The sequence below is a fragment of the Pseudovibrio sp. POLY-S9 genome (assembly GCF_001431305.1).
Taxonomy (GTDB): Bacteria; Pseudomonadota; Alphaproteobacteria; order Rhizobiales; family Stappiaceae; genus Pseudovibrio.
The window spans coordinates 1-772 of record NZ_LCWX01000222.1; the positions used below are offsets into that span (position 1 = coordinate 1).

Sequence of the window (772 nt, forward strand, 5' to 3'; positions counted from 1 at the left end):
CTCTTCAGGTTTTAAAATTCTTCGATAACGCTATCTGAAGTTGAAGTCGCTCCAAAGCGACGGCTGTGTAGTTTAACGCCAATGTCAGGTATTGGTCAGCTACGTCGTGCCGCTACTAGGAATGCTTTGCGCCGATGAAGGTCCGCAAAGGGGGGCTTTCGGTATGAATCTTTATTACTCTCCCACAGCCGCAAAACAAAAGATTACGGCACCACAGATTTTCATCTTTATGATGCCGTAAGACCTTACATGGCCCAGTTCAGCCGACGAGACAAAAGATTAGGATCGTTTCGCTTTTTTGCGCGCAACAGCCGACTTCAGTTCTTCGAATTTATCATCAAGTCGCTCTATTCTATCTGATAGATATTGCTTAACTCCACTGTCATTTCTTACTCGGAAATATGAAGCGTTCATGCGGGTATGATCTTTCAAAATATTCTTTATTTCCTCTATGAAGGCGGTTTGTTTTTCCTTCAGGGCTGCGAGATTATAGTTTTTCTCGTGACATTGGCGGGGAAGGTAAACCTCACTGTAGACTAAGAACGCTTTGCCTATTCCATTGGCTTTGCCAAATGAATGGTTTCTTTCGCAGTACTTCTTAAAGGTTGAAAAAAGCTCTCCAAGTTCCAAGGTCTCAGCCTGTGCTTGATTGATTGCTTTATCTAGCAAAGTCTTGGCTCTCCTGCCATTTTGTAGAAAACTAATCAGACGTATTTTTCATAGCCTTGCAGATCCAGAAACAACCGCTGGAATATCGTTTGAGTATTGAACA

At 42.7% G+C, this 772-nt stretch carries 1 protein-coding gene; it reads right to left on the reverse strand.

Annotated elements, in window-relative coordinates; all coding sequences use genetic code 11:
• Positions 1-279 precede the first annotated feature (279 nt).
• Positions 280-669 (reverse strand): hypothetical protein, encoded by a 390-nt coding sequence (locus PPL9_RS22590; RefSeq protein ID WP_057464841.1) that lies wholly within the window; start codon positions 667-669, stop codon positions 280-282.
• Between the last annotated feature and the right edge of the window lie 103 nt (positions 670-772).